Here is a 23,346-nt window from a genome sequence, read left to right as displayed (position 1 = left end):
AAAGCAGGATGATGATTCGATCAATCACCCCAGCTGATCAAGAACAGCTGGGCTTGCTAGAAGAAGAACTTCATGACAATGAAGGAAAGAAGCACAAGGTCACTCTTGAGGAAGTGCTAGGTTCGAAGGAAGCCATTTCTTTGCTTGCAGAGCAGGCGGGGGATGCTGTGGCTTACTTGTTGGCGACAGAAGACCAGCCTTTAAAAGGAGACCTAATTGTATTGCGACTAGCAGTGAGAGCAGCCTTTCAAGGTCAAGGCTATGGCTCTATTTTGATCGCTGCTTTAAAGGATCTAGCTGTTCAAAAGGAAAAGAAAGCCATTTGGATCGATTGCCCAGAAGACTTACTATCTTATTTTTCCCAGCAAGGATTTCGAGATGAAGCTGAGTCTGATCGAGGTGTCCATATGGTTTGGGAACGATAGAAGGAGTAAATGATGAAAGAAAAGATTCACATTAGACAGGCAAAGCTGCAGGATTTGGATGCCATCGAGCGCATTGAGCTTGAGAATTTCTCAGAAGAAGAAGCGATTGCGCGTGAGATTTTAAAAGATCACATCGAAAAGATTCAAACGACATTTCTTGTAGCAGAGTGCCAAGGTCAGATTTTAGGCTATTTAGAAGGACCTGTTAGACCGGAACGCTATTTGATCGATTCCTCTTTTTCAGAGGTTGAAGATCTAAGTCAGTTAGAACAGGGCTTTATTTCCATTACGAGTCTATCCATTGCTAAAGAAGCCCAAGGGCTAGGGGTTGGAACCCTCTTGCTTGAGGCAATGAAAGAGATTGCGATTAAGGATGGCCGTCAAGGGATCAATTTGACCTGTCATGATTATTTGATTCCTTATTACGAAAAGCAAGGATTTACTAATGAAGGTCTTTCAGAATCCCAATATGCGGGTGAAGTTTGGTACAATCTGGTCTGGGAAAATGAAAACCTTGATTAAATAGGTATTTTGAAGAAGAAGGGCGATTTGTATTGCTTTTCTAAATCTTTTAAGATATAATATTAAGGATTATGATGAGGGAGGTCAATTATTTGACTGATAAATCACAAGACAGTGAGAAGTTATTAAGCTTCAAAGAGCAGATCCTCAGAGACTTAGAAGAGGCCAATGAGCAACTTCTAAAGATCGAAAAAGAGTATGATCTACCTGATCGAAGCATTGAAACCCCTTCTTCACTGAAAGAGGAGGAAGAAGCAACACCACCTCCAAAAGTAGAAGAATCTGCGTCGGCTCCCAAAGAAGAACCAGTGGAGCCGGTAAAGGCGACTCCTGCTGTGGAAGAAAAGAGTGAGCTTACAAAGCCTGCTCCAAAAGAACCAAGTCAGGAACCGGTAGAGGAAAGCTTATCGCGCTCTTCTCGTAACCAGCGCCAACAAAAACAAAAGAAACAAAATAAAATCGCTAAACGAATTGTGCGGACAGTGGTCAGCCTTTTGCTGATTGTGATCGTGGCTACTGGGATCTTTGCTGTGACCTATATCCATTCAGCTGTCAAGCCGATGGATAAAAATGCAACAGAATTCGTAACGGTTGAGATTCCAGCAGGTTCAAGTAATCGTGAGATTGGCGCGATCCTTGAGAAAAAAGGACTCGTGAAAAATGGCCAGTTCTTTAACTACTATACCAAGTTCAAGAACTATAGCAATTTCAAATCCGGTTATTTCAACCTGCAAAAGAGCATGGATCTAGAAACCATCATCCAAAAACTGCAAGAAGAGGGAACCAAAACTCCTCAGGCTCCAGTTCTTGGAAAGGTCACGATTCCAGAAGGCTATACGATTGATCAGATTGCGACGGCTATCACCGCCGATGTCTCCACTAAGAAGGCAGGCAAGACTCCATTTAAGAAAGAAGATTTCTTGAAGGCTGTCCAAGACGATGCCTTTATTGAGAAGATGGTGGCCAAATATCCTAAGCTCTTGGCGAATCTGCCAAGTAAGGATTCTGGTGTTCGCTACCGTTTAGAAGGTTATCTCTTCCCAGCTACTTATAACTATGGGAAAGATACCACAGTGAAAGAGATGATCGATCAGATGCTTGCGGCAATGGATCAAAACTTAAGCCCATACTATGAAACACTTGAGAGCAAGAACATCAATGTAAACGAAGTATTGACTCTTGCTTCCTTGGTTGAAAAAGAAGGGGCGACGGATCAGGACCGCAAAGATATCGCGAGTGTCTTCTATAACCGCTTGAACCAAGACATGCCTTTGCAAAGTAATATTGCAATTCTTTATGCCGAAGGGAAACTTGGTCAAAAGACGACCTTAAAAGAAGATGCAACGATCGATACAGAGCTAGATTCACCTTATAATATTTATAAGAATACCGGTTTGATGCCTGGTCCAGTGGATAACCCTGGAGTATCAGCGATCGAAGCAGCGGTGAATCCAAGTAAGACAGACTACTTGTATTTTGTCGCAAATGTCGAAAATGGTGAAGTCTTCTTCGCTAAGACATACGAAGAACACAATAAAAATGTTGAAGAACATGTCAATAGTAAATTGACACAAGCAAGTTCAAACTAGAAAAAGCATGTGGCGCGTCCACAGCTTTTTCATTCAAATAATAGAAAGAGAAGAATAATGGCAGAAAAAACATACCCAATGACCCTAGCAGAAAAAGAAAAATTGGAACAAGAATTAGAAGAATTGAAATTGGTCCGTCGACCTGAAGTGGTGGAACGGATTAAGATCGCTCGTTCATATGGTGACCTCTCAGAAAACTCTGAGTATGAAGCGGCAAAAGATGAACAAGCTTTTGTTGAAGGTCAAATCTCTAGCTTGGAAACAAAAATCCGTTATGCAGAAATCGTCGATAGTGACGCTGTTGCAGTAGACGAAGTAGCGATCGGAAAAACCGTTACAGTTCAAGAAGTTGGCGAAACAGATGAAGAAGTATACAGCATCGTTGGTTCAGCAGGGGCAGATGCCTTTGCAGGAAAGATCTCTAACGAAAGCCCAATCGGTCACGCTTTGATTGGTAAGAAGACAGGTGACGTTGTCACGGTTGAGACACCAGCTGGAAGCTACCAAGTGAAAATTTTGAACGTAGAAAAAACAGCGTAACTATAAAACGCAAGCCCTCCAAGAGGGCTTGTTTTTTTGTGCTCTTAATCTTTTTGTGAGAGTGAAAATTTTTCGTTGACTGACTGAATGGTATCAAAAAAGCACTTGAACCTTGGGTTCAAGTGCTACTGTATACCGCTAGAATTAGTAGTTTGTACTACTTTCTATTGCGTTGTTTTCCTGCATTGCGGTTGTTTTTTGGTTTGTGTTGAATTTGTGTGGTCGCAGTTGGTGTGACGTCTTTTTTCACACGGTGACTAGTCGCTTTTGGAGGATTGTTTTTGTATTCCTCAGCGACCCGTTTGCGAAGATTTGGACGAATCAAGTAGTTGATGACAAATTGTTGGATAATTTGGATCACCCCACCGACTACCCAGTAAAGAGTCACTCCGGCTGAAGAGATCAATGAGAAGACACCGATCATAATCGGACTCATCAGTGATGCTTTACGCATGCTTTCCTTTTGGGTTTCATCTTCAATTCCATGAAGAGAGAGCATACTTTGGATATAGTAAAGAACTGCTACGATTGCTGTCAAGAGCAAGCTTGGTTTGCCGAGAGCAATGCCAAGGAAGCTACTATCTGCTACCCCTTTGGTGTGCTGAGCTGCAAAGAAGAGAGCAGAGAAGAATGGCATTTGGATCAAGAGTGGCAAACACCCAACTCCACCAAACATGCTAACTCCATTTTCACGTTGAGCAGCCATTAATTCCTGTTGCGCCAATAGCTTTTCTTCTTGTGTGCTAGCGTTCTTCATGCGCTCTTGGATTGGCCCAAGGATAGGTTTTAAGTAGTTCATCTTTTCAGATTGGTAGGTTGCCTTCCATGATTGGTACAAACCAAGTGGCAAGATGATTAACCGCACGATCAAGGTGACGATAATAATCCCGATCCCAAAGCCCAAGCCAAGGTTGTTGGCAAAGAATTTGATGGCTTCGCCCATTGGACGGCCAAGAAGATTCCAGATCAGTCCAGTCGGATTTCCAGTTTTCCGATCGACACTCACGCATCCTGACAAGAAGACAAGCGAAGCTAGTCCCATCGATGCAAGTAATGCAAGTTTATTTTTTTTCACAAATAGTTCCTTCTTTTTTTTAATGTTACCTTTCTATTCTACTGTTTTTTTTGAAAATACACAATAGTTCTCTAGTCTTAATTTGCAATTTTAAAGTCTGTATAGTTTTCAAAGTTTGCGAGCGTAACATCTAAATAAGTCACATGTGCAAAAGGTGTAGGACCTTTGCGAATTTCTTGAATGAATTTAGCCATTTGGCTACTAGAATCTGCCTGGGCCAGAATGCCAACCGTTCCGTCGTCGTTATTCCAGACACGGCCAGTAATCCCACCGATCTCTAAAGCAAGACTGTACACTCCCCAGCGAAAGCCAACCCCTTGAACCCGTCCTTGGGCAATCATTTTTACCTTTTGCATGTACGACCTCCTTGACTCGAAGAAATCTATCTGAGGCATGATTTCTTCTTTTTCTTTGTGCTATAATAGTTCTATGAATATTATAACGTCTAAATCCAATAATGTAATCAAAAATGCTAAAAAATTACATCAAAAAAAATACCGGACAGATTCTTATCTCATTGAAGGCTGGCATCTGTTTGAAGAGGCAGTAGAAAATCAAGCGAAGATTCAACAGGTCTTTGTTTTAGAAGCCTATTTAGACCGGGTAGAGAACATCCAAAAAGTCACCGTCGTGACCCCGGAGATCTTAAGTCTCTTGGCAGATTCGAAGACTCCGCAAGGGATTGTCGCAGAGATCGCTCTGGAGCAACCAGTCCTTCCAGATCAGTTACAAGGTCGCTACCTTTATTTGGAGGATGTACAGGATCCCGGCAATGTAGGGACTATGATTCGAACAGCAGATGCAGCAGGTTTTGATGGCGTCATGCTTTCGAAAGCCTCCGCAGATCTATACAGTCTCAAGACCCTTCGATCCATGCAGGGCAGTCATTTCCATATTCCTATCTGGAAACTGGATCGAGAAGAACTATTGGAACGAGCTGCGCAATCTCATCTAGCAGTTCTCGCAACGACGCTTTCAGAAGCTTCCATTGACTACCGTCAGCTTCCTCAGACCGATCAGTTTATTCTGGTTATGGGGAATGAAGGAAATGGCATCAGCCAGGAAATGGCGGCACAAGCAGACCAGCTGGTTCATATTCCTATGCCAGGTCGGGCCGAGAGTTTGAATGTTGCAGTGGCAGCAGGAATTTTGATGTTTTCTTTAAGGAAATTTTGAGAAAAAGAAGTATACTTAACCTGTAAGAAGAAGTTGATGGAGATCTTATTGGGAGAGCTTATCAACGAAAGGTGGTTATCTTATGCAATATCATCGTGACAAAGAATACATGACCTATGTAGGCCATCTGATCCAGCATCCTAAGGTTCAAAAATTAGCTGACATTCCCCACCATATTCATTCCAATCGTTTGGAGCATTCCATTCATGTTAGCTATACCAGTTATAAACTGGCTAAAAAATTTGGTTGGGATGCTAAAAGTACGGCTCGGGGTGGCCTCCTGCATGACCTCTTTTACTATGATTGGCGCGAGACCAAGTTTACGAAAAGTCACGCCTGGATTCATCCCCGCATTGCCGTGAGAAATGCACGAAAGATCACAGATCTCAATGCCAAGGAAGAAGACATCATTATTAAACATATGTGGGGTGCTACCCTTGCCCCGCCTCGCTACAAAGAATCCTTCGTAGTGACTATGGTGGATAAATACTGGGCTGTTAAGGAAGCTTCAGAACCTTGGCGTAAAAAGATGGCCAAAAGGAGATTTTTTCATCGAAAAATGTTAAAATCATAGTAAACAAATTTGAAAGGAACTTGTTTATATGTATAATGATTCAGTAATCCAAGAACAAAGTGGATTGAATGCTTTTTATAACAAAATCTACTCATTAGTTGGGATCGGTGTTGGGATTTCAGCCCTTGTCTCTGGTCTTATGATGACGGTCTTTCAAGATTTCTTCGTTCAAATCTTGACAACAGCACCAATGGTTTACTATGCAGCAGTCGTTGTAGAATTGATCTTGGTCTTTGTTGCAAGTGGGAAGACTGTTAAAAATAGCCCGTCTGCTCTTCCGATCTTCTTGATCTACTCAGCTTTGAATGGCTTTACGTTGAGCTTTATCATTGCTCGCTACATGCAAGCAACTGTCTATAAGGCTTTCTTGGTCAGTGCCTTGATGTTTATTGTCATGGGAGCTATCGGACGCGTCGTGAAAAAAGACCTGTCTGGTATGGGACGTGCCTTGATGGGAGTCTTGATCGGTGTGATCATCGCTTCTGTTGTGAATATGTTCTTGAGAAGTTCTGGAATGGACTATATCTTGAGTATTATCTCTGTCTTCCTCTTTGCAGGATTGACAGCTTGGGATAACCAAAAGATTCGCTATGTCTATGATCAAACAAATGGTCAACCTGCTACAGGCTGGGCAGTAGCGATGGCTTTGGAACTTTATCTTGATTTTATCAACCTCTTTATCAGCCTTCTTCGTATCTTCGGAAGAAACGACTAATCAAAGAGAGATTGAGCTGGGGCAGTTGCCTCGGCTTTTTTTGTCTTCCGACTTGTGCTATACTAATAGTGACTAAAGTATAGAAATGAGCGCTTATGAAAACACCTTTTGTAACCCGTGAACAATTAGAAAGCCTGACCCAAGAATTCCCTACCCCTTTCCATCTCTATGATGAAGCGGGAATTCGTGAAACGGCTCGTGCCCTCCATCAAGCTTTTGCTTGGAATGAAGGATTTAAGGAATATTTTGCCATCAAGGCGACTCCTAACCCATCGATCCTAAAAATTTTGCAAGAAGAGGGATGTGGTGTCGATACTGCCAGCTACGTGGAATTATTAATGGCAGATAAACTCGGCTTTAGTGGAAAAGAAATCATGTTTTCTTCTAACAACACGCCAGCTGATGAATTTGTCTATGCTAGAGAGTTAGGGGCAACTATCAATCTGGATGCCTATGAAGACATTGCTTTCTTGAAGTCTGTGACCAGCATCCCCAAGGTCATTTCTTGCCGCTATAATCCTGGTGGAGTTTTTGAACTAGGAACCGATATTATGGACAATCCGGAAGAAGCCAAGTTTGGAATGACCAAGGAGCAATTGATCCAAGCCTTTATCGAGTTGAAAGAACTGGGTGTGGAAGAGTTTGGCATTCACGCTTTATTAGCTTCTAATACAGTATCCAATGACTACTATCCAGAGTTAGCGCGTCAACTTTTTGAATTGGCAGTGGAAGTCGTCGAGAAAACAGGTGTCCACTTGGGCTTCATCAACCTCTCTGGTGGAGTTGGGGTCAATTACAAGCCAGAGCAAGAACCAAATGATATTGCTATTATTGGGGAAGGTGTGCATCGCGTTTTTGATGAGATTCTCAAACCGGCAGGACTTGGTCATGTGAAAATCTATACCGAGCTTGGTCGCTTTATGCTGGCTTCACACGGCCTCCTGGTAACCAGAGTCACTCATAAAAAGAAAACCTACCGGACCTATGTGGGCGTCGATGCTTCAGCTGTGAATCTTCTCAGACCGGCTATGTACGGTGCTTATCACCATATTACCAATATGGATCGTCCAGATGGACCGACTGAAGTGGTCGATGTCGTGGGAAGTCTCTGTGAAAATAACGATAAATTTGCGAAACAACGAGAACTACCCGTGACGGAGATTGGAGATTTGCTCGTGATCCATGACACGGGAGCCCATGGATTTTCAATGGGCTATCAGTACAATGCTAAGTTGCGTTCTGCAGAAGTTTTGCTTCAAGAAGATGGGCAGGCCCGTTTGATTCGTCGAGCAGAAAAACCAGAAGATTATCTTGCGACACTCTACGGCTTTGACATTGAAAAATAAGCGATTGTCTGATATAATGATAGTTATGTAAAAATAATGGATCGGAGAAAATTGTATGAATCTCTTTTTAGGAATTTTGTTGATTATTTTAGCTTTCTTTGGTGGGATGGTTGCAGGAATGTTCTTGCTTCGTCGTCAATTTGAAAAAGAATTTGCATCAAACCCACGTTTGAATGTGGAAGCAGTCCGTACGCTTTTAGGTGCCAGCGGCCAACGTCCAAGCGAAGCAAAAGTTCAACAAGTCTATCGCCAAATTGTCAACCAACAAAAATCAGCAATGGCGAAAAACAAGAAAAAATAAGAGTGGGGCAATCTCACGATAATAAATGAGAGGGGCTTGGAGGAATTTCTTAGTCCCTCCTTTTGGAAGGAAGAGATATGGATAACCGACCGATTGGTTTTTTAGATTCTGGAGTAGGGGGCCTGACTGTTGTCCGCGAATTGCTCCGTCAGCTTCCTCACGAAGATGTCGTCTATATTGGAGATTCAGCGCGTGCACCTTATGGTCCTAGACCAGCAGACCAAATTCGCGAGTATACTTGGCAGATGGTGAACTTCCTTCTGACCAAAAATGTCAAGATGATTGTCTTAGCCTGTAATACAGCGACGGCAGTGGTTTGGGAAGAAGTCAAGGAGAAACTTGATATTCCCGTTTTGGGAGTGATCTTGCCCGGAGCTTCTGCAGCCATTAAATCGACGACCCATCAAAAAATTGGGGTCATTGGGACACCGATGACGGTTTCTTCTGGAATTTATAAAGAGAAGATTCAAAGTCTAGCACCAGACATGGAAGTCAGCAGTTTAGCTTGTCCCAAGTTTGTTCCTTTAGTGGAATCAAACGAGTTGGCATCCAGTGTGACCAAAAAGGTGGTTTATGAAACCCTAAAACCACTAGTTGGAAAGGTTGATACCTTGGTCTTGGGATGCACCCATTATCCCCTTTTAAAACCGATCATTCAAAATGTGATGGGACCGGATGTCAAATTGATTGATAGTGGGGCAGAGTGTGTTCGGGATATTTCCGTCTTATTAAACTATTTTGAGCTCAATAAGAGTCGCGAACTCTTAGAGCAGACCCACAGCTTTTATACCACTGCAAATGCCAATAGCTTTGCAGCGATTGCCGAAAAATGGCTAGAACGTTCAGTGAATGTGGAGCATGTAAATTTATGAGTGACAAACTATTTGAATACAAAGATCCCCAAGATTGGTATATTGCCCAATGGGGAGATGATGCAGACTACAACCAATTTAGTCAAGTACCTGCGGAAGCTTCCACTCTGTTAGATCAGCTGGAACTTCTCTTTGCCAAGGATCCTGAAGGATTCCCTCTCAATCTATCGGTGATGCGCTATGGTTCAGCCTTTCGTTTTCTGACCTTTTTGACCGAAATCTTGAATGAAGTCAAGGGAAGAGCTTTTGAGATCGTACAGCGTCAAGGAGCCTTGCTCTTGGTTGAAAAAGGGAAATTGCTTTACTTGCATTTGCCAAGTGATGGGGTGGATTTGGAAGCCTTCTTAGGTCAAGACAAGGTCAAAGATACGATTCTCATTGCGACTCGAAATGAGGGAAAAACCAAAGAATTCCGCAATATGTTTGAAAAGCTGGGCTTTGAAGTGGAAAATCTCAATCAATACCCAGAGCTTCCAGAAGTCGAAGAGACAGGGATGACCTTTGAAGAGAATGCCCGCCTAAAAGCTGAAACCATTGCAGAGCTAACTGGGAAAACAGTCTTAGCGGATGATTCAGGTTTGAAGGTGGATATCTTGGGAGGCTTACCAGGAGTTTGGTCAGCTCGCTTTGCGGGAGTTGGTGCGACAGATGCGGAAAACAATGCGAAATTGTTGCACGAATTGGCCATGGTTTTTGACTTGAAAGATCGTTCAGCTCAGTTCCATACGACCTTGGTGGTTGCAAGACCAGGCAAGGAAAGCCTAGTGGTGGAAGCAGATTGGCCAGGGTATATTAATTTTGAGCCCAAAGGGGAACATGGCTTTGGCTATGACCCTCTCTTCTTAGTTGGGGAAACGGGCCGTGCTGCTGCTGAATTAACGCTAGAAGAAAAAAATACACAATCACATCGTGCTTTAGCTGTTAAAAAGTTATTGGAGGTATTTCCATCATGGCAAAGCAAACAATCATCGTTATGAGTGACTCGCATGGAGACCGCTCCATTGTTGAAGCTATTAAAGAAAAATACCTAGGTCAGGTCGATGGGATCTTTCACAATGGGGATTCTGAACTAAAAAGTGACGATCCTGTCTGGGAAGGGATCCACGTTGTCCAAGGAAATATGGATTTTTATGATGGCTATCCGGAACGCTTGGTGACCCAACTAGGGCCGACACGGATCATCCAGACCCATGGGCATCTCTTCCAGATCAATTTTAGTTTTCAAAAATTGGATCTGTGGGCCCAAGAGGAGGAAGCAGATATCTGTCTATACGGCCACCTTCATATCCCAGATGCTTGGAAGGAAGGAAGAACCCTCTTTGTGAATCCTGGATCCGTTAGTCAACCACGTGGTCTGATTCGAGAGTGTTTGTATGCCAAGATAGAGATTACCGATTCGAACTTCAAGGTAGAGTATTATACGCGAGATCATGAATTGTACCCTGAATTGACAAAGGAGTTTAGCAGATGATAGCAAAGGAATTTGAACGTTTCTTGCTGGCGCAGGAAGAGACGTTCTTAACTCCTGCCAAAAATTTAGCGGTCTTGATTGATACCCACAATGTAGACCATGCGGTCTTGCTGTTGAGCCAGATTAGCTATAGTCGTATCCCGGTAGTGACGGATGAACGCAAGTTTGTGGGAACGATCTCCCTAACGGATATTCTATCTTATCAATTGAAACACGAGATTCCTGAGGAGACTTTTGCTTCGATGGATATCGTAGACGTTGCAAAGAAGGAGGTCGGAGTCATCGGCTTAGACTTCAATTTGACAGAAGTCCTTCACAAGTTGGTAGATGACTCCTTCTTATCAGTGGTGGATGAAGAAGGTTATTTCCAAGGGATTATTACGCGGAAATCGATTCTTAAAGCCATCAATTCGCTAATGCATGATTTTTCAAATGAATACGAGATGATTCCAAAATGAAAGAATTTATTGCAAGTTTTATTGATCAAAAAGAATTAAGTGAAAATTCTCAGTCTGCCTATTTCTATGATTTGGACCAGTTTATTGAGTCGATCCATGGAAAAGTGACACCGACAAATTTGAGAATTTACCAAGCTTCGATTAAAGATTTTAAACCGGCGGTTCAAAAACGAAAATTATCTGCCGTCAACCAATTTTTATATTATTTGTATCAAGAACGCTTTATTTCTGAATACCATCGTTTGGTATTGCCTAAAATTCAACCGGCCAAGACCCATGATCGGGAATTGTTGGATCTGACCCATTTTTGGGAAGAATCAACTAACCCTCAGGGACGCTTGATGGCCTTGTTGATTCTGGAGATGGGCTTATTGCCAAGCGAGATCCTCCAAGTCAAAGTCGAAGATATTCAGCTGGACTTTCACGTCATTCGAGTGGGCAAAGATGGCCAAAAACGGGTTTTAAAGGTTCCAGAGCCGTTACTGGATGAGTTGCAACTCTTCCTAGATGGTATTTATCTCTTTGATAATAAAGGAAAATCATACTCCCGTCAGTGGGGATTTCGACAATTAGAAGCCTTCTTGATCGAAAAAGGGAATCAAGACCTTTCGGCACAATCGATTCGTGAGCAATATATTTTGAAACAACGAGAACTCGGTGTGGATCTTTTTAGTATTGCGCGTGAATTGGGCCTAAAAACCATGGTGACATTAGAAAAATATAAATAATGGATATTAAAATTAAAGATTTTGAAGGGCCTTTGGACCTCTTGCTCCACTTGGTCTCTAAATACCAGATGGATATTTATGAGGTTCCCTTGATTGAGGTGATCGAACAGTATCTGGCTTATCTGGCGACCCTCCAGGCTATGAAACTAGAGGTAGCAGGAGAATACATGCTGATGGCTAGTCAACTAACCTTGATCAAGAGTCGAAGACTTCTTCCTAAGGTTGCAGAGGAGATGGATGAAGCAGAGGATCTCGAGCAGGACCTCCTTTCTCAATTGGAAGAGTACCGTACTTACAAGCAATTAGGAGAGTTGATGGCCTCACAGCACGAGGAGCGCGCCCTCTATTATTCAAAACCAAAGATGGAATTGATTTATGACGATACCGAATTACTCCATGATCGCACCACGGTGGATCTCTTCTTGGCTTTCTCAAAACTATTGACCAAGAAAAAAGAAGAATTCCGCCAGAACCATACAACCATTGTCAAGGATGAATACAAGATTGAGGATCTGATGGACCAGCTGCGTCACCGATTCCACGATCGCTCACAAGTTCTCTTACAGGACTTGTTTCTAGAAGCAGCGGATCTCCAAGAGGTCATTACCCTATTTCTTGCAACCCTTGAATTAATCAAGATTCAAGAGGTCACAGTGGTACAGGATAGGGCTTTTGGAGAAATTTACTTAAATAGGATTGAACATGAGCAAATTAGCTGAAATTGAAGCACTCTTATTTGTAGCGGGTGAAGAGGGAATTACTGCCAGACAAATCGCAGATCTTCTCTCTTTACCCCCAACAGGTGTGGTGCAAAGTTTAGAAAAATTGGCCCAAAAATACCAGGAGGATACAGATACGAGTCTCTGTTTGATGGAGACAGCTTCCCGTTATAAATTGGTGACAAAGGCAGACTACGCTTCGGTTTTACGAGACTATTCTAGAACGCCTATGAACCAAAGTTTGTCTCGGGCTGCCCTTGAAACCTTGTCAATTATTGCTTATAAGCAACCGATCACCCGCGTGGAGGTCGATGATATTCGAGGCGTCAATTCCAGTGGTGCCATTACCAAACTACTGTCATTTGATCTGATCCGCGAAGACGGAAAAAAAGAAGTCCTCGGGCGTCCTAATTTGTATGTCACGACGGAGTATTTTTTGGATTATATGGGGATCAATCATTTGGAGGAATTGCCAAAGGTTGAGGAAGTGGACATCGATCCAGAAGAGGGTCAATTATTTTCAGAGAGAACAGAGGAACTAGATGAGAATTAACAAATATATTGCCCATGCAGGCGTAGCTAGTCGTCGCAAGGCCGAAGAACTGATCAAGCAAGGCTTGGTGACAGTCAATGGCCAAGTCGTGCGTGAATTAGCAACTATCATTAAAACCGGTGATCAGGTTGAAGTAGAAGGGACTCCAATCTATAACGAAGAAAAGGTCTACTATCTTTTAAATAAGCCACGTGGCGTCATCTCTAGTGTATCGGATGATAAAGGGCGGACAACAGTCGTTGACCTTTTATCTCAAGTACCAGAGCGCATCTACCCAGTAGGACGTTTGGACTGGGATACATCTGGTGTCTTGATTTTAACCAATGATGGCGATTTTACAGATGAGATGATTCACCCGCGAAATGAAATTGATAAGGTCTATGTGGCGCGTGTCAAAGGGATTGCCAATAAGGAAAACTTGCGTCCCTTGACGCGAGGGGTGACCATTGATGGAAAGAAAACTAAGCCAGCGACTTACGAGATCTTAAAAGTGGATGTCGAAAAGAACCGTTCAGTGGTTCAGTTGACCATTCATGAAGGGCGTAACCACCAGGTTAAAAAGATGTTTGAAGCTGTGGGACTTTTAGTAGATAAACTCTCCCGAACCCAATTTGGAAATTTGGACGTCTCAGGGCTACGTCCGGGTGAATACCGTCGCTTGAACAAAAAAGAAATCAGCCAGTTGCACAATCTAGCAGTGACTAAATCTAAAAAAGCATGAAAACAATCCTAATTGCGCTGGTCAGAGGCTATCAAAAATGGATCTCTCCCCTATTTCCGCCTTCTTGTCGCTTTCAACCGACCTGTTCCAATTATATGATCCAAGCGATTGAACGTTTTGGTGTGAAAGGTGTCTTGATGGGGATTGCAAGGATTCTACGTTGCCATCCTGGAACCAAAGTAGGACCAGACCCCTTGCCAGACCATTTTAGTCTGAAGCGAAATGAAGAATCAAAATAGGACGATCGCAAATAAACAGAAACACCCTTAGAAATTATTTTTCTAAGGGTGTTGATTTTGTAAAAGAGTTGTCTATCAGCGTTTAGACCATGTTTTAGGGAGGAAGAGTAGAATCATTGGATAGATTTCAAGCCGTCCGGCAATCATGGCTAAGGAAAGTAACAGTTTTGAAATCGGACTAAAGATGGAGAAGGTTTGACCTGTTCCAATCATAGGTCCAATGTTGTTGAAACAACTAAAGACAGCGCTGACAACCGTCATGAAGTTATTATTGTCTAGACTGACTACAAAGAGTAGGCCGATCGTGATAAAACTGTATATTGTAAAGTACTTGAGGATCTGATGCTGTGTATCCTTATCCAATACCGTATCATTGACATGCAAGGTCAGAACGCGATTCGGAGACAAGGTCGAAAGAACCTGATTTTTTGCGATTCGCCATAAGGTCAAGCACCGAATGACTTTAAGCCCCCCAGCGGTCGATCCAGCAGAACCACCGATGACCATCAGCATCAAGAGGATGAACTGAGAAAAGAGAGGCCATTTTTCCGTCGTTCCATAACCAAAACCGGTGGTGGTGATGATATTGGAAACTTGGAAGAAGGAAATCTCAAAACTCTTAGCGACATTGGCATAGAGATGAAGGACATTGTAAGCGATCAAGACACTGGACACGAGGACGATGGTGATATAGGTCCGCAATTCCTCATCTTTAAAGAAGGCCTTGAATTTTCGGATCATGAGGAAGTAGTAGAGGTTAAAGTTAACCCCGAAGACTAAAACCCCGATACTGACCAAATAGGTGATTAAACTACTATTGTAGTGGGCAATTCCGTCGTTAAAAACGGTAAAGCCCCCGGTCCCAGCCGTCCCCATGGCGATGACAAAACTATCATAAAGGGGCATGCCAGCAAGGAAATAAAGAACCACAAAAAGGAAGAACAAGCCCAAGTACAAGAAGTAGAGGATTTGAGCTGTGTTTTTTAATTTGGAAACGACCTTGCCAAACACTGGACCAGGAACCTCCGCCTTCATGACTTCAAGGTGGCTGTTCTTATTATTGTCCATAATCGCAAGGGCGAAGACCAATACTCCCATCCCCCCAATCAAGTGGGTGAAACTACGCCAAAAGAGGAGAGAGTGGCTGAGGATACCCACATCATCTAAAATCGTTGCCCCTGTTGTTGTAAAGCCAGAGCTGACTTCAAAGAAGGCGTCGATAATGTTGGGGATTTGCCCCGAAAAGACAAAGGGAAGGGCCCCGAAGAAGGACCAGAGGATCCAACAGAGGGCTACAATCAGGACTCCTTCTTTAGCATAGATGTGAAAGTCCTTTGGTTTATGAAAACTACCAAGTAGTCCCAGCCCAAGTAAGATGGCCATGGTTGCCCCAATTGAGACAAAAACCTTGGCAGGTTCCTGATAGATTGCAGCGACCACTATGGGAACGATCAGGAGTGCTGCCTCGATTAAGAGGAGTTTGGACAAGAGGTAACGAATCATGCTTCTATTCATATGGCTTACCTCTCAAGTAGATCGTAGATTTTAGTGACATTTTGAATCAAGGTGGTTACGATAATCCGATCTCCTACCATCAAACGGTCATCTCCATTAGGGAAAATCGCCTTACCATCTCGAATAATGGCAGCGATTAAGACGCTTTTTTTCAATTTCAATTCAGAGAGGGGATATTGGGTTAGTTTATTGTCTTCCTTAATTTGGAACTGCAAGGTTTCAATCCGACCGTTTGCGACATGGTGCAGGGCTTCTAGGTTTGAGAACTGTGCATTGTAACGTCCGCGAATAAAGTGCATAATAGTATCCACGGCGATGCGTTTTGGCGTTACGATACTGGTCATATCTTGATCGCCAATGATCTCCAACAGACTGGTTCGGTTGACCTTGGTAATGTTCTTTTTGACGCCGACAGAATCCAAGAACATGGAGGTGATGATGTTTTCTTCATCGACCCCTGTCAAAGTAGCCACAGCATCGAAGTTATTGGCACTCTCTTCTAAAAGAATGTCTTTAGCAGTTCCGTCTCCATGGACGACATAGAGATCAGGAAATTCCTGACTAAAGAATTCCGCCCGTTCGCGATTGACCTCTAAGACCTTGAGATCGATCTTGCGGCGCACATCTTGAAGAATATTGAGTAAGTAGTAGGCAATTTTTCCAGCACCAATGATCATCATGCTCTTAATGACCTGAGGGCGAACATTGTTGTGGAAGAGAACGACCTCGATCCGATTACCTGTTACGAAAATCTTGTCTTGAGGTTGTAAGACAAAGTCTCCGTTTGGAATGGTGAGTTCGTTGCCACGCTCGATTGCACAAACAATGACATTTCCGTATTTCTTCCGGAATTGGGAGAGACTCATATTGCAGAGATTGCTATCTGGCTTGATCTTAAATTCCATCAAGGCTACCCGACCATTGGCAAAATGCTCCACAGAAAGCGCATTTGGGAAATCAATAATATTGGCAATGTAACGAGCAGTCAGTAATTCAGGATTGACAACCAGGGAGAAGCCCAATATATTTTTTTCCTTGAAGTAGGAATTGGAATATTCTGGATTCCGCACCCGAACAATGGTCTCTTTGGCCCCCATTTTTTTAGCCAAAACAGCAGAAACCATGTTCACTTCGTCGTACTCGGTCATGGAAATGAAGATGTCGCAGTCTTCAACATCTGCTTGCTCCAAGATCTTGAAGTTTGCCCCATTTCCTAAAATTCCAATGATATCAAACCGTTTGGTAATATGGTTAAGAACGGATTCGTCTTTTTCGATCAAAATAACATCGTGGTTTTCAGCAACGAGAGAACGACAAAGGGCCGTTCCGACCTTTCCTCCACCAACAACAATAATTTTCATAGAATACCTCCAGAGTATGCTTCTATCATACTCTATTTTCAAGAAAAATTCATCTTTTTTAAGGATTTTCTGGTGGAATTTTGAGAAGCTAAGAACAAGTAGGAAAAATCGTCAAAAGAGTAGAACGAGGAGGGATTGAAAACTTTGGTAAAGTTTCTTAAAAAAATCTAAAAAAACTATTGACAGGAGCTTCAAAAGTGTTATACTTAGAAAGTACCTTCGTTGATTTACCTCAAACCTGTTGTGAGTTAAGTTAATGAAGCTGTAACCACGCTGTTTGCTGAGCTTGACTCCGGGCAGTGTGGCTATTTTTTTATCAGAAAGAGATCGAGTATGAATATTGAAGAACTGGACTACCAAGAGTCAGCTGCTCAAAACCACATCGTCTTGTTCCAACCTCAGATTCCACAAAATACGGGAAATATTGCACGGACTTGTGCAGCGACCAATACCCCCTTGCATATCATTCGTCCCATGGCTTTTCCGATCGATGATCGCAAAATGAAGCGAGCAGGACTTGATTATTGGGACAAGCTGGATGTCCGTTTTTATGATAGCCTAGAAGAGTTTATGGAAGCGGCGCGCGACGGTCAGGTACACCTAGTGTCCAAGTTTGCAAATCAGACCTATTCGGACGTTTCTTATCAGGATGGGAAGTCCCATTATTTCTTGTTTGGACGCGAAGATAAAGGATTGCCGGAAGAATTTATGCGCCAGCACGAAGAGAAGGCCATTCGCATTCCGATGAATGACGAGCATGTCCGTAGTTTAAATGTCTCCAATACCGTCTGCATGATTGTCTATGAGGCTCTTCGCCAGCAGGGCTTTAAAGGGCTGGAGTTGAGCCATCGTTATGAGCACGACAAGCTCAAATAGCCGATGAAAACTAAAAGACCGAACGATGTAATCTATAAAGTTACAAAAACTTGCCTAGGCAAGTTTTTTTTGTTATCATAAAAGGGTCTTCAGGGCAGGGTGTAATTCCCGACCGGCGGTGACTTTTACTAGGAAATGTTCTTTTCCATACTCTAAAAGAAGTCCGCGAGCGCAAGCTGATGTGGTGTGACTCCACAACCGACAGTATAGTCTGGATGGGAGAAGACGAGAGACGAATAGACTGACAGCTATTCTGATCTGTTTAGAGCTGATGCATGGGAATAAAACGTTAGTGGCTGGGACTGACTAACGGCATGTTTCGATGGAGACCAGCTAGAGTAACTAGAATGGTTTCGAGTTTAAGCTTTGTTTAAATAGTTTAGAGTAGAATGATGGAGTAGACGTCTTTCCAGCTTCTCTAATTTTTAAAAAATTGGAGGAACCTGTTATGACAAATACACGTAAACTGACCCTAGTGGCTGTTTTATCCGCTTTATCTTTTATTTTGATGTTCTATCAATTTTCTTTCTTGATAGATTTCTTCAAAATTGATTTGAGTATCATCGCCATTTTGTTGGCCTTGGTCCTATTGGATTTTAAAAGTGCCGTTTGGGTAACCTTGATCCGATCTGTCCTTAAATTAGCCCTAAATAATAAGGGGCTTGAAACCTTGATTGGATTACCAATCAATATCATTGGAGTTCTTGTTTTTGTCCTTTCTTTTGCATGGATTTGGAACAAGGAACGGACCCATGGTCGATTTGTCCTGGCAACGATTGTTGGAACGATCAGCTTAAGTATCGCGATGGTATTGGTGAACTATGTCTATGCAATCCCTTTGTATGCTCGTTTTATGAACTATAATATTTCGAAAACACTAGGGCTTGTCCACTATTTAGCTGCAATGGTTGCACCGTTTAACCTGATCGAAGGAGTGATTTGGGCCATCGCATTTGGGTTGATCTATACCTTATTGCAACCGATTTTGAAAAAATATGAAAAATAAACAACAACATTGGGCGAAGGCAAGCTTCGCCCTTCTCATTTTTGTCATTCTTGGGTATGTGATTCGCTTTTACCCGCAACAATTAACAGGCTTTGATAGCACCATTCAATCTGCTATTCGAGGCGATCTGCCTGCAGCACTGACGGCCTTCTTTACCAAGGTGACCCACGTCATGGATACCAAGATCATTGTCATCTGGGTGGGTCTTCTGCTAGCGGTCTTTGCTTACAAGAAATGGTACAGTGAAGCTCTTTTTCTTGGAAGCAATCTGGTATTGACTGGTCTTTTGGTTCTTCTTCTAAAGAATATCTACCAGAGACCGAGACCAAGTATTCTTCATCTAGTAGAGGAAAAAGGATTTTCTTTTCCGAGTGGTCATTCACTGGCGTCTACCCTTGTTTTGGGAAGTTTGATCATCATCATCAGCCAACATGTAAAACATAAAACAGCCTGCTATTGCCTTCAAGGCTTGCTGGTTCTGGGAATCGTGACCATTGTGGTTTCCCGGGTTTATGTCGGGGTCCACTACCCATCAGACGTTCTCGGCAGTATGATTTTGGGTCTTGCTGTCTTACAGTTTGAGTATCCCTTGTATGATCGCTTGCGATTTCAATGGCGCTTTACAGGCAAGCAAAAATAAGCATCTAACAACTAGGAGTCGAACTCGCGTTTTGAGTTCGACTCTTTTTTTGCTATAATGAAGGGTATGAAATCCTACAATACCTTGAATGATTATTATCGAACCTTATTTGGAGAAAAGACCTTTAAAGTCCCAATTGATGCAGGCTTTGATTGTCCCAATCGAGACGGAACAGTCGCCCACGGTGGCTGTACTTTTTGTACGGTCTCGGGTTCAGGAGATGCCATTGTGGCCCCAGAAGCTCCAATCCGAGAACAGTTTTACAAAGAGATTGATTTTATGCATCGGAAATGGCCAGATGTGAAGAAGTATCTGGTCTATTTTCAAAATTTCACCAATACCCACGATAAAGTGGAAGTCATTCGAGAGCGGTATGAACAGGCCATCAATGAACCAGGAGTGGTAGGAATCAACATTGGTACGCGCCCGGACTGTTTACCAGATGAGACCTTGGCCTACCTAGCAGAGCTGACAGAGCGCATGCATGTGACGATCGAGTTGGGCCTTCAGACGACTTATGAAGCGACTTCTGAATTGATCAATCGGGCCCATAGTTATGATCTCTATGTTGAAACAGTCAAGCGTATTCGCAAACAGGTGCCCAAGGCAGAGATCGTCTCCCATTTGATCAATGGCCTTCCTGGGGAGACGCATGAGATGATGGTGGAAAATGTTCGCCGTTGTGTGACCGATAATGAAATTGATGGCATCAAGTTACACCTCTTGCATTTGATGACCAATACACGGATGCAACGGGACTATCATGAAGGACGACTTCAACTCATGAGCCAGGAGGAGTATGTCAAGGTCATCTGTGACCAGTTGGAGATCATCCCCAAACACATTGTCATCCACCGGATTACCGGGGATGCGCCACGAGATATGTTGATTGGCCCTATGTGGAGCCTCAACAAATGGGAAGTCCTAAACGCCATTGAAACTGAAATGCGTCGTCGTGGAAGTACCCAAGGATGTAAGCTAGAAGAAAAGGAGACTGCCGATGCTTCGACCACTTGAAATGGCCCATCAATTTTTAGCAGAAGTCATCACCAAAGAAGATGTGGTGGTGGATGCGACCATGGGAAATGGACATGATACGGCCTTTTTAGCCCAACTAGCAGGCCAGGTCTATGCCTTTGATATTCAAGAGCAGGCACTTGTAAATACTCAAGAAAGATTGGAGAAGTTGGGACTTCAACATGTCCGATTGATTTTGGATGGCCACCAGCATGTGGACCAATATGTGGAGACCATCAAAGCAGCTATTTTTAATCTGGGTTATCTGCCATCTGCAGATAAATCGGTCATTACTCTTCCAGCTACCACGATTGAAGCGATGGAAAAAATCTGTGCTCGCCTAGAAAAAGGTGGGCGAATGGCTATTATGATCTATTATGGTCATGAGGGAGGAGACATCGAGCGTGATGCAGTGCTGGACTTTGTTAGTCATCTGCCTCAAAAAGACTATACAGCGACTATCTACCGGACACTGAATCAAGTGAATCAGCCACCCTTTTTGGTCATGATCGAAAAATTAGAAAGCTACCGTCATGGATAAAGAATATTTAAAGAATAAAATCGAAGGATTGAGACATCATTTTGTCGAATCAACCATCCACGAGCGTGCAATAGGTTTTTATGATGAAGCTCATATGACCAAAAAGATGCTCAAAATAAAAAAGAAATTGGTTTCGCTTGAGATGGAACGGTGCCAAAAGAAGATTGAGCACAAGGATGTAACCAAGACAGACCAAAAGATTGCGGAGTTAAAACAGCAATTTGAGACCTGCTGCCAAGAACGTTAGGGAGGGAGTGATATGGAACTACTCCTTTATGCAGTGATCTTTTCGATGATTTTGATCGTCTCAAATGCCACAAATAAACTTGTGCCGAGCCTTCCTCTGCCCTTGATTCAAATTTTACTAGGGATTGGTTGGGCCGTCTTTGTGCCGGAAGAAAATTTTCATCTGGATACCGAGCTCTTTTTGGCCTTGGTCATTGGTCCTCTCTTATTTCGAGAAGCAGAAGAAGCAGATATCACTTCCGTCTTAAAGCACTGGCGGGTCATCCTCTATTTGATTTTCCCAGTGATTTTTATCTCCACCATTAGTTTGGGCTGGGCAGCTCACTCCTTGTGGCTGAGCCTTCCTTTAGCAGCCTGTATGGCAGTAGGGGCAGCCCTTGGACCAACAGACTTAGTAGCCTTTGCTTCCCTGTCTGAGCGCTTTAGCTTTCCAAAGCGGGTTTCGAATATCTTAAAAGGCGAAGGGTTACTAAATGATGCCTCTGGTCTAGTCGCCTTTCGAGTGGCCTTGGCAGCCCTTGCGACCGGAAGTTTCTCTCTTGGAGAGGCAGGGGTTTCCTTGGGAATCTCCATCATTGGAGGATTTGCGGTGGGGATCTTGACGGCCTTTGTGAACCGTTGGTTGCAAACTTTGCTCTTGAGTGTTCGCGCTAGTGATATTGCCAGTGAATTGTTATTAGAACTGAGCCTCCCTCTGTTGACCTTCTTCCTAGCAGAAGAACTCCATGTCTCTGGCATTATTGCAGTGGTTGTCTCTGGGATCCTAAAAGCCAGTCGCTTTAAGCACATTACCCTCCTTGAAGCGCGGGTAGATACTGTGAGTCATACTGTCTGGAATACGGTCAACTTTATCTTAAATGGGTCGGTCTTTGTCATCTTAGGAATGGAATTGGAAATGATTTCCAAGCCCATCTTAAGTAGTCCCATTTACAATAATCTTCTTTTAGTTCTTTCTGTCTTTCTGTTGACAGCCTTGCTCTTTTTGATTCGTTTTGTCATGGTTTACCTCTTTTATTGGTTCCGAACGGCTCGACTAAAAAAATCGTTGAGAAATTATCTAAAAGATGCCTTATTGCTGACTTTTTCGGGTGTGAAGGGAACGGTTTCGATTGCGACGATTCTTTTGATTCCAACCAAGATCGAAAAAGAATACCCTATCCTACTCTTTTTAGTGGCAGGAGTTACCCTTGTCAGCTTTATTGCTGGCTTAGTGGTACTTCCAAAATTATCAGAAGAAAAGGAAGAAACCAATGACTACCTGATGCAGATCGCGATTTTAAATGATGTCGTCATGGAATTAGAAGCAGACCTAAAGAATAGCAAGCACAAGGGACCCTTGTATGCGGCGATTGATAACTACCATGGTCGCATAGAAAACTTGATTCTGGGCCAAGAAAACAGGCTCATTCAAAAGGACTGGGAACAGTTGAAGCTCCTGATTTTGAGTATTGAAAGTGACGGCTTGGAACAGGCTTATGAAGAAGGGAAGATTCGAGAGCGGGGCTACCGCGTCTATCAACGCTATCTTCGCAATATGGAGCAACGTGTCAATCGCAATCTTTCGTCTCGCTTAACCTATTACCTCTTGGTGTCTTTCCGCCTTTTGCGTTTATTAGTTCATGAGATCTTAACTTTTGGGTCTGGCTTGCGAAACTGGTGGGCCCGAGAAGACAGCAAGTTAGAGGCCATTGATTATGACCAGATTGCGGCCCTTTATCTGGCCAATACGGAAATCATCATCGAAAGTTTGGAAGACCTCAAGGGGGTTTATCGGAGCAGTTTGATTTCTTTCCTACAAGAATCTCGTCTGAGAGAGACAGCTATTATTACCAGTGGGGCCTTTGTGGAGCGGGTTATTAATCGCGTGAAACCAAATAATATCGATGAAATGTTGAGAGGCTATTATTTGGAGCGTAAGATTATTTTTGAATATGAAGCGCAACACCTGATTACCGCTAAGCAAGCGCGCCGTATGCGGCAAAATGTCAATGAATTAGAAAGCTATTCCCTAAGAGAAAGTGCCAATACGCTTCCATACGATTTGATCGAGTATGCACGGAATCGTTGAGATAAGAGTAAAAGAGGCTAGGACAAAAATCCTAGCCTCTCAATTATTTTTG

The 23,346-nt window shown here is 43.0% G+C and carries 29 protein-coding genes and 1 riboswitch; of the genes, 25 read left to right on the top strand and 4 right to left on the bottom strand.

All coding sequences use genetic code 11. The features are described 5' to 3' along the window. Positions 1-8: 8 nt before the first annotated feature. From HMPREF2918_RS09185 to greA, 4 genes are all read left to right on the top strand, one after another. The gene (locus HMPREF2918_RS09185; RefSeq protein WP_070595347.1) at positions 9-425 is read left to right on the top strand and encodes a GNAT family N-acetyltransferase; all 417 of its coding nucleotides are present in this window, start codon (positions 9-11) and stop codon (positions 423-425) included. A gap of 12 nt (positions 426-437) precedes the next feature. After that, entirely contained in the window at positions 438-947 is a 510-nt protein-coding gene (locus tag HMPREF2918_RS09180) for a GNAT family N-acetyltransferase (protein WP_176745999.1), read from the top strand. A 71-nt stretch (positions 948-1,018) separates the two neighbouring features. Continuing rightward, entirely contained in the window at positions 1,019-2,536 is a 1,518-nt protein-coding gene (gene mltG, locus HMPREF2918_RS09175) for an endolytic transglycosylase MltG (protein WP_176745998.1), read from the top strand. Positions 2,537-2,593: 57 nt separating this feature from the next. After that, the gene (gene greA, locus HMPREF2918_RS09170; protein WP_003005389.1) at positions 2,594-3,076 is read left to right on the top strand and encodes a transcription elongation factor GreA; all 483 of its coding nucleotides are present in this window, start codon (positions 2,594-2,596) and stop codon (positions 3,074-3,076) included. A gap of 157 nt (positions 3,077-3,233) precedes the next feature. On the opposite strand, the gene yidC is transcribed toward greA, so the two are convergent. Both yidC and HMPREF2918_RS09160 read right to left on the bottom strand, forming a co-directional pair. Next, on the bottom strand, positions 3,234-4,151 hold the full coding sequence (yidC, locus tag HMPREF2918_RS09165) for a membrane protein insertase YidC (RefSeq protein WP_003008377.1): 918 nt from the start codon (positions 4,149-4,151) through the stop codon (positions 3,234-3,236). A 77-nt stretch (positions 4,152-4,228) separates the two neighbouring features. Continuing rightward, positions 4,229-4,507, bottom strand: coding sequence for an acylphosphatase (locus HMPREF2918_RS09160; protein WP_070595338.1), 279 nt, complete (start codon positions 4,505-4,507; stop codon positions 4,229-4,231). Between the two features lie 73 nt (positions 4,508-4,580). Here HMPREF2918_RS09160 and HMPREF2918_RS09155 point away from each other — a divergent pair, with 73 nt between their 5' ends. The 14 genes from HMPREF2918_RS09155 (at position 4,581) to yidD (ending at position 14,024) form a co-directional block, all read left to right on the top strand. Continuing rightward, positions 4,581-5,327, top strand: coding sequence for a TrmH family RNA methyltransferase (locus HMPREF2918_RS09155; protein ID WP_070595552.1), 747 nt, complete (start codon positions 4,581-4,583; stop codon positions 5,325-5,327). Positions 5,328-5,409: 82 nt separating this feature from the next. Further along, entirely contained in the window at positions 5,410-5,901 is a 492-nt protein-coding gene (locus HMPREF2918_RS09150) for an HDIG domain-containing metalloprotein (protein WP_003005617.1), read from the top strand. Positions 5,902-5,929: 28 nt separating this feature from the next. After that, positions 5,930-6,616, top strand: a complete 687-nt coding sequence (locus tag HMPREF2918_RS09145) for a Bax inhibitor-1/YccA family protein (RefSeq protein ID WP_070595336.1) — start codon at positions 5,930-5,932, stop codon at positions 6,614-6,616. Between the two features lie 95 nt (positions 6,617-6,711). Continuing rightward, a complete protein-coding gene (locus tag HMPREF2918_RS09140) occupies positions 6,712-7,962 on the top strand; it encodes a diaminopimelate decarboxylase (RefSeq protein WP_003008367.1) in 1,251 nt (416 codons plus the stop codon). A 55-nt stretch (positions 7,963-8,017) separates the two neighbouring features. Further along, positions 8,018-8,263, top strand: a complete 246-nt coding sequence (locus HMPREF2918_RS09135; RefSeq protein ID WP_003005109.1) for a YneF family protein — start codon at positions 8,018-8,020, stop codon at positions 8,261-8,263. A gap of 77 nt (positions 8,264-8,340) precedes the next feature. Then, entirely contained in the window at positions 8,341-9,135 is a 795-nt protein-coding gene (gene racE, locus HMPREF2918_RS09130) for a glutamate racemase (RefSeq protein ID WP_070595334.1), read from the top strand. Continuing rightward, a complete protein-coding gene (locus HMPREF2918_RS09125) occupies positions 9,132-10,112 on the top strand; it encodes a nucleoside-triphosphate diphosphatase (RefSeq protein WP_070595332.1) in 981 nt (326 codons plus the stop codon). Before racE ends, HMPREF2918_RS09125 begins: the two co-directional genes overlap by 4 nt. Beyond that, entirely contained in the window at positions 10,085-10,606 is a 522-nt protein-coding gene (locus HMPREF2918_RS09120; protein ID WP_003008356.1) for a metallophosphoesterase, read from the top strand. Before HMPREF2918_RS09125 ends, HMPREF2918_RS09120 begins: the two co-directional genes overlap by 28 nt. After that, positions 10,603-11,064: a cyclic-di-AMP-binding protein CbpB gene (gene cbpB, locus HMPREF2918_RS09115; protein WP_070595329.1), complete on the top strand. Its 462-nt coding sequence runs from the start codon at positions 10,603-10,605 to the stop codon at positions 11,062-11,064. Before HMPREF2918_RS09120 ends, cbpB begins: the two co-directional genes overlap by 4 nt. Next, entirely contained in the window at positions 11,061-11,792 is a 732-nt protein-coding gene (gene xerD / locus HMPREF2918_RS09110) for a site-specific tyrosine recombinase XerD (RefSeq protein WP_009731506.1), read from the top strand. The genes cbpB and xerD overlap by 4 nt, the downstream gene beginning before the upstream one ends. Then, positions 11,792-12,511, top strand: a complete 720-nt coding sequence (locus HMPREF2918_RS09105) for a segregation/condensation protein A (protein ID WP_070595328.1) — start codon at positions 11,792-11,794, stop codon at positions 12,509-12,511. Before xerD ends, HMPREF2918_RS09105 begins: the two co-directional genes overlap by 1 nt. Continuing rightward, the gene (gene scpB / locus HMPREF2918_RS09100) at positions 12,495-13,064 is read left to right on the top strand and encodes an SMC-Scp complex subunit ScpB (RefSeq protein ID WP_003017403.1); all 570 of its coding nucleotides are present in this window, start codon (positions 12,495-12,497) and stop codon (positions 13,062-13,064) included. Before HMPREF2918_RS09105 ends, scpB begins: the two co-directional genes overlap by 17 nt. Next, a complete protein-coding gene (locus HMPREF2918_RS09095) occupies positions 13,054-13,785 on the top strand; it encodes a pseudouridine synthase (RefSeq protein WP_003005375.1) in 732 nt (243 codons plus the stop codon). Before scpB ends, HMPREF2918_RS09095 begins: the two co-directional genes overlap by 11 nt. Beyond that, positions 13,782-14,024 carry a membrane protein insertion efficiency factor YidD gene (gene yidD, locus HMPREF2918_RS09090; RefSeq protein WP_023918885.1) on the top strand — a complete coding sequence of 81 codons (243 nt, stop codon included), beginning with the start codon at positions 13,782-13,784 and terminating at the stop codon, positions 14,022-14,024. Before HMPREF2918_RS09095 ends, yidD begins: the two co-directional genes overlap by 4 nt. Before the next feature lie 75 nt (positions 14,025-14,099). Here yidD and HMPREF2918_RS09085 read toward each other — a convergent pair whose 3' ends face one another. Next, positions 14,100-15,539, bottom strand: coding sequence for a TrkH family potassium uptake protein (locus tag HMPREF2918_RS09085; RefSeq protein WP_070595327.1), 1,440 nt, complete (start codon positions 15,537-15,539; stop codon positions 14,100-14,102). A 5-nt stretch (positions 15,540-15,544) separates the two neighbouring features. Next, the gene (gene trkA, locus HMPREF2918_RS09080; RefSeq protein ID WP_070595324.1) at positions 15,545-16,900 is read right to left on the bottom strand and encodes a Trk system potassium transporter TrkA; all 1,356 of its coding nucleotides are present in this window, start codon (positions 16,898-16,900) and stop codon (positions 15,545-15,547) included. 333 nt (positions 16,901-17,233) lie between these two features. On the opposite strand from trkA, the gene trmL reads away from it, so the two are divergent. The 7 genes from trmL (at position 17,234) to HMPREF2918_RS09045 (ending at position 23,294) form a co-directional block, all read left to right on the top strand. Then, positions 17,234-17,776, top strand: coding sequence for a tRNA (uridine(34)/cytosine(34)/5-carboxymethylaminomethyluridine(34)-2'-O)-methyltransferase TrmL (gene trmL, locus HMPREF2918_RS09075; protein ID WP_070595322.1), 543 nt, complete (start codon positions 17,234-17,236; stop codon positions 17,774-17,776). Between the two features lie 81 nt (positions 17,777-17,857). After that, positions 17,858-18,007, top strand: a riboswitch (FMN riboswitch). A gap of 217 nt (positions 18,008-18,224) precedes the next feature. Continuing rightward, positions 18,225-18,782 (top strand): ECF transporter S component, encoded by a 558-nt coding sequence (locus HMPREF2918_RS09070; protein WP_070595319.1) that lies wholly within the window; start codon positions 18,225-18,227, stop codon positions 18,780-18,782. Continuing rightward, entirely contained in the window at positions 18,772-19,422 is a 651-nt protein-coding gene (locus tag HMPREF2918_RS09065) for a phosphatase PAP2 family protein (RefSeq protein WP_070595317.1), read from the top strand. The genes HMPREF2918_RS09070 and HMPREF2918_RS09065 overlap by 11 nt, the downstream gene beginning before the upstream one ends. Before the next feature lie 57 nt (positions 19,423-19,479). Continuing rightward, positions 19,480-20,439: a tRNA modification radical SAM protein MnmL/YtqA gene (locus HMPREF2918_RS09060; RefSeq protein WP_023918876.1), complete on the top strand. Its 960-nt coding sequence runs from the start codon at positions 19,480-19,482 to the stop codon at positions 20,437-20,439. Next, positions 20,423-20,980, top strand: a complete 558-nt coding sequence (locus HMPREF2918_RS09055; RefSeq protein ID WP_070595315.1) for a tRNA 5-(aminomethyl)-2-thiouridylate-methyltransferase MnmM — start codon at positions 20,423-20,425, stop codon at positions 20,978-20,980. The genes HMPREF2918_RS09060 and HMPREF2918_RS09055 overlap by 17 nt, the downstream gene beginning before the upstream one ends. Next, a complete protein-coding gene (locus tag HMPREF2918_RS09050) occupies positions 20,973-21,227 on the top strand; it encodes a hypothetical protein (RefSeq protein WP_023918874.1) in 255 nt (84 codons plus the stop codon). Before HMPREF2918_RS09055 ends, HMPREF2918_RS09050 begins: the two co-directional genes overlap by 8 nt. A 12-nt stretch (positions 21,228-21,239) precedes the next feature. Then, positions 21,240-23,294: a cation:proton antiporter gene (locus tag HMPREF2918_RS09045; protein ID WP_070595313.1), complete on the top strand. Its 2,055-nt coding sequence runs from the start codon at positions 21,240-21,242 to the stop codon at positions 23,292-23,294. Positions 23,295-23,346: the final 52 nt, after the last annotated feature.

It is taken from the genome of Streptococcus sp. HMSC065C01, from assembly GCF_001813525.1.
Lineage (GTDB): Bacteria > Bacillota > Bacilli > Lactobacillales > Streptococcaceae > Streptococcus > Streptococcus parasanguinis_V.
Note: the sequence above shows the minus strand (reverse complement) of the source record. Positions and strands in the feature narration are given on the sequence as shown.

Bases quoted from the DNA above. Each gene is read 5' to 3' on its own strand.
- HMPREF2918_RS09185 (WP_070595347.1), top strand. From the start codon at position 9: ATGATGATTCGATCAATCACCCCAGCTGATCAAGAACAGCTGGGCTTG.
- HMPREF2918_RS09180 (WP_176745999.1), top strand. From the start codon at position 438: ATGAAAGAAAAGATTCACATTAGACAGGCAAAGCTGCAGGATTTGGAT.
- mltG (WP_176745998.1), top strand. From the start codon at position 1,019: ATGATGAGGGAGGTCAATTATTTGACTGATAAATCACAAGACAGTGAG.
- greA (WP_003005389.1), top strand. From the start codon at position 2,594: ATGGCAGAAAAAACATACCCAATGACCCTAGCAGAAAAAGAAAAATTG.
- HMPREF2918_RS09160 (WP_070595338.1), bottom strand. From the start codon at position 4,507: ATGCAAAAGGTAAAAATGATTGCCCAAGGACGGGTTCAAGGGGTTGGC.
- HMPREF2918_RS09155 (WP_070595552.1), top strand. From the start codon at position 4,581: ATGAATATTATAACGTCTAAATCCAATAATGTAATCAAAAATGCTAAA.
- HMPREF2918_RS09150 (WP_003005617.1), top strand. From the start codon at position 5,410: ATGCAATATCATCGTGACAAAGAATACATGACCTATGTAGGCCATCTG.
- HMPREF2918_RS09145 (WP_070595336.1), top strand. From the start codon at position 5,930: ATGTATAATGATTCAGTAATCCAAGAACAAAGTGGATTGAATGCTTTT.
- HMPREF2918_RS09140 (WP_003008367.1), top strand. From the start codon at position 6,712: ATGAAAACACCTTTTGTAACCCGTGAACAATTAGAAAGCCTGACCCAA.
- HMPREF2918_RS09135 (WP_003005109.1), top strand. From the start codon at position 8,018: ATGAATCTCTTTTTAGGAATTTTGTTGATTATTTTAGCTTTCTTTGGT.
- racE (WP_070595334.1), top strand. From the start codon at position 8,341: ATGGATAACCGACCGATTGGTTTTTTAGATTCTGGAGTAGGGGGCCTG.
- HMPREF2918_RS09125 (WP_070595332.1), top strand. From the start codon at position 9,132: ATGAGTGACAAACTATTTGAATACAAAGATCCCCAAGATTGGTATATT.
- HMPREF2918_RS09120 (WP_003008356.1), top strand. From the start codon at position 10,085: ATGGCAAAGCAAACAATCATCGTTATGAGTGACTCGCATGGAGACCGC.
- cbpB (WP_070595329.1), top strand. From the start codon at position 10,603: ATGATAGCAAAGGAATTTGAACGTTTCTTGCTGGCGCAGGAAGAGACG.
- xerD (WP_009731506.1), top strand. From the start codon at position 11,061: ATGAAAGAATTTATTGCAAGTTTTATTGATCAAAAAGAATTAAGTGAA.
- HMPREF2918_RS09105 (WP_070595328.1), top strand. From the start codon at position 11,792: ATGGATATTAAAATTAAAGATTTTGAAGGGCCTTTGGACCTCTTGCTC.
- scpB (WP_003017403.1), top strand. From the start codon at position 12,495: ATGAGCAAATTAGCTGAAATTGAAGCACTCTTATTTGTAGCGGGTGAA.
- HMPREF2918_RS09095 (WP_003005375.1), top strand. From the start codon at position 13,054: ATGAGAATTAACAAATATATTGCCCATGCAGGCGTAGCTAGTCGTCGC.
- yidD (WP_023918885.1), top strand. From the start codon at position 13,782: ATGAAAACAATCCTAATTGCGCTGGTCAGAGGCTATCAAAAATGGATC.
- HMPREF2918_RS09085 (WP_070595327.1), bottom strand. From the start codon at position 15,539: ATGAATAGAAGCATGATTCGTTACCTCTTGTCCAAACTCCTCTTAATC.
- trkA (WP_070595324.1), bottom strand. From the start codon at position 16,900: ATGAAAATTATTGTTGTTGGTGGAGGAAAGGTCGGAACGGCCCTTTGT.
- trmL (WP_070595322.1), top strand. From the start codon at position 17,234: ATGAATATTGAAGAACTGGACTACCAAGAGTCAGCTGCTCAAAACCAC.
- HMPREF2918_RS09070 (WP_070595319.1), top strand. From the start codon at position 18,225: ATGACAAATACACGTAAACTGACCCTAGTGGCTGTTTTATCCGCTTTA.
- HMPREF2918_RS09065 (WP_070595317.1), top strand. From the start codon at position 18,772: ATGAAAAATAAACAACAACATTGGGCGAAGGCAAGCTTCGCCCTTCTC.
- HMPREF2918_RS09060 (WP_023918876.1), top strand. From the start codon at position 19,480: ATGAAGGGTATGAAATCCTACAATACCTTGAATGATTATTATCGAACC.
- HMPREF2918_RS09055 (WP_070595315.1), top strand. From the start codon at position 20,423: ATGCTTCGACCACTTGAAATGGCCCATCAATTTTTAGCAGAAGTCATC.
- HMPREF2918_RS09050 (WP_023918874.1), top strand. From the start codon at position 20,973: ATGGATAAAGAATATTTAAAGAATAAAATCGAAGGATTGAGACATCAT.
- HMPREF2918_RS09045 (WP_070595313.1), top strand. From the start codon at position 21,240: ATGGAACTACTCCTTTATGCAGTGATCTTTTCGATGATTTTGATCGTC.